The sequence below is a fragment of the Amycolatopsis sp. H20-H5 genome (genome assembly GCF_035828755.1).
Lineage (GTDB): Bacteria > Actinomycetota > Actinomycetes > Mycobacteriales > Pseudonocardiaceae > Amycolatopsis.
Genome location: NZ_JAYMZS010000246.1, coordinates 1 through 2939 on the forward strand (window position 1 = coordinate 1; position 2939 = coordinate 2939).

At 70.4% G+C, this 2939-nt stretch carries 3 protein-coding genes; 2 read left to right on the forward strand and 1 reads right to left on the reverse strand.

Annotated features, from left to right (window positions below; all coding sequences use genetic code 11):
- Positions 1 to 328: 328 nt before the first annotated feature.
- Positions 329 to 1084: a GntR family transcriptional regulator gene (locus QMK34_RS47120; RefSeq protein WP_326421558.1), complete on the reverse strand. Its 756-nt coding sequence runs from the start codon at positions 1082 to 1084 to the stop codon at positions 329 to 331.
- A gap of 135 nt (positions 1085 to 1219) precedes the next feature.
- On the opposite strand from QMK34_RS47120, the gene QMK34_RS47125 reads away from it, so the two are divergent.
- Together QMK34_RS47125 and QMK34_RS47130 are read left to right on the forward strand one after the other, a co-directional pair.
- The gene (locus QMK34_RS47125) at positions 1220 to 2263 is read left to right on the forward strand and encodes an SIS domain-containing protein (RefSeq protein WP_326421559.1); all 1044 of its coding nucleotides are present in this window, start codon (positions 1220 to 1222) and stop codon (positions 2261 to 2263) included.
- A partial coding sequence (locus tag QMK34_RS47130; protein ID WP_326421560.1) for an N-acetylglucosamine kinase occupies positions 2260 to 2939 on the forward strand: 680 nt, incomplete at its 3' end. The genes QMK34_RS47125 and QMK34_RS47130, both read left to right, overlap by 4 nt.

Here is a 2939-nt window from a genome sequence, read left to right on the forward strand (position 1 = left end):
CACCAAACCCAGCCCGACCAAGCCCAGCCAGCCACAACACCAACAACAAAAACCCAGCCCCAGCAGTCCGCCGGAACCACAGGGTCTCCACCGAGCCCTGCGAGGTGGAGACTTCACGCCGCGCGCCCTCTTTCGGGCCCGCCAGGGCCCCCCAACTCGCGACGGCAGGTCGCCCCCAAAGAGCAAAAACCGCACTTCCGTACGGCGCCAGGGGCGACCTGGCGGCGCGAGTTTGTGAGCGCGCTGGCCAAAAAACACAGGCTTCTAGCCGCACCTCACGACGCAACCAAAAACCCGCACCGCACAAGAGCGCGCACCCCAGCAAAAATCAGGGCAAAAGCGTGGTAACGAACTTATACCGATCTCCCCGATAGATCGCGCGGGCGAATTCGACCGGTTTGCCATCGTTTGCGAAGGAATGCCGCGACAGCAGCAGCATCGGCATTCCAACATCGGCCCCGAGCATCTCCGCCTCCTGTGGTCCGGCGAGTGCGGTCTCGATGGTCTCCTCGGCTCGTTCGAGCTCGACGCCGTAGTGCTCTCGCAGGACCGCGTACAGGGATCCACCTGCGGAAACGTGTTTGCGCAAACCGCGGAACCGGCCGAGGGGCAGGTGTGTGGTCTCCAAGGCCATGGGCTGTGAATCGGCCAGCCTGAGCCGGCGCAGCCGGAGGATCTTGGCGCCGAGGCGGATGCCCAGCAGCTTCGCCAGGTCGGCCTCGGCGGAGAGCTCCTCGAGACCGAGCAGCTTCGACGAAGGCTTGAGCCCCTGGGCGCGCATGTCCTCGGTGTACGACGAGAGCTGGAGCCGCTGCGCGAGCTTCGGCTCGGCCGCGAAGGTGCCCTTGCCCTGGACGCGGTGCAGCCTGCCCTCGGCGGTGAGGTCCGCGAGCGCCTGCCGGACGGTCGTGCGGGAAACGGTGAATTCCCCTGCCAGCGCCCGTTCCGTCGGGATCGGGGACCCCGGCGGGAGCGCGTCGAGCAGGTCGAGCAGGTGCTGTTTCAAGGCCCAGTACTTCGGTTCGCGCTGCCCGCGCATTCCGGCCGCGGCCGCGGCCTCACTCGTGGTTGTTGTGTCCAACATGACCGACTCCCTCACGCTTACCCGCTCTACGCCCAACTACCCCGATAGAAACGTACCCTTCTCCACAAACGGGCAGTTCGACCAGCATTGGTCTAGACCTTAACGGGGGACGCCCGTCCGGTGGAGAGGACACAGATGACCGAACAACGCCCCGGTGAGCACATGGCGGCGGAAATCGCTCAACAGCCCGCCATGCTGGCCGGACTTGTCGAGCGTCAGGCCGAAATCGCGGCGGTGGCGAAGTCCATCGCCGAGCGTCCGCCGCGCTTCGCGCTGCTCGCTGCCCGTGGTTCGAGCGATCACGCGGCGTTGTATGCGAAGTACCTGATCGAGGTACTCCTCGGCCTGCCGTGCGGTCTCGTGTCCCCGTCCACCGCGACCCTCTACGGCGCGCGTCCGGACCTCCGGGACGTCCTGTTCGTGACGGTCAGCCAGAGCGGCGGCTCCCCCGACCTCATCGAGGTCACCGAGACCGCCCGCGCACAGGGCGCGCTGACCGTGTCGGTCACCAACACGCCGGACTCCCCGCTGCGCGCCGCTTCCGAGCTGGGCGTCGACATCGGCGCGGGCCTCGAGAAGGCGGTGGCGGCGACCAAGACCTACTCCGCCACGCTGCTTTCGCTCTACCTGCTCATCGACGCCGTCCGCGGCGGCAAGGCGGCCGACGCCGCGAAGCTCGGTGAGCTGGCGCAGCAGACGCTCGACGAATCCGAAGACGACGTTCAGCGCGCTGTGGACCGTTACCGTTTCGTCGATCGAGTGCTCACCACCGGCCGCGGCTACTCCTACGCCACCGCCCTCGAGGGCTCGCTCAAGCTCGCCGAGACCAGCTATCTCGCGGCACGGGCGTACAGCGGCGCGGACCTGCTGCACGGCCCGGTCGCGGCGGTCGACGGCGAGACGGCGGTGCTCGCGATCACCAGCGCGGGCAAGGGCGGCGAGGCCATGCGCGAGGTGCTCGAGGCCGTCGGCAAGCGCGGCGCCGACGTGCTCGCGCTCGGCTCGGCCTCGGCCGAGATGCCCGCGGCGCTGCGCATCGGCGTGGCCCCGACGGTCGAGGAACTGGCCCCCATCCTGGAGATCCTGCCGCTCCAGCGGATCGCGCTGGGCCTCTCGCTGGCCCGCGGCGGCGACCCGGACAACCCGCGTGGGCTGCTGAAGGTGACCAAAACGAGGTGACGCACGTACTGGGAGTGGACGCGGGCGGGACGTCGACGCGGGCGATCGCGGTCGACGCAGAGGGCCGGGTGGTCGGCACCGGCAAGGGCGGCGGGGCCAACCCCAACTCCCATCCGCCCGCCGAGGCGGCGGCGCGGATCGCGGAGGCGATCTCCGGCGCGCTCGGCGACCTCGACCGTGGTGAGACCCGCGCCTGCGTGGTCGGCATGGCCGGGGTCAGCAAGCTGAGCGACCCGGCGATCGCCGCCGTGTTCGAGCTGGCGTGGCGCGGGATCGGGCTCGGCGGTGCGGTCCGGACGGTCGCGGACGCCGAGGTCGCGTACGCCTCGGCGACCTCCGCCCCGGACGGCACCGTGCTGGTGGCGGGCACCGGCTCGATCGCGGGCCGGATCCGCGACCGGCGGCTCGTGTCGACCACCGGCGGCTACGGCTGGCTGCTCGGCGACGAAGGTTCGGCGTTCTGGCTGGGCCGGGAGGCCGTCCGCGTCACGCTGGCGAAGCTGGGCCAAGGCCGCCCGCTCGCCGGGCTCGCCGCGGCGGTGCTCGCCGAGGCGCTGGGATTGTCCGCAGTGGACACCCTCGACGGCGCGGGCAGGCTCGCCGCGTCCCGGTCGCTGATCACGCGGGTCAACGCCGAGGCGCCCATCCGGCTGGCCCGGTTCGCGCCCCTCGTCAG

Bases quoted from the DNA above. Each gene is read 5' to 3' on its own strand.
- QMK34_RS47120 (WP_326421558.1), bottom strand. From the start codon at position 1,084: ATGTTGGACACAACAACCACGAGTGAGGCCGCGGCCGCGGCCGGAATG.
- QMK34_RS47125 (WP_326421559.1), top strand. From the start codon at position 1,220: ATGACCGAACAACGCCCCGGTGAGCACATGGCGGCGGAAATCGCTCAA.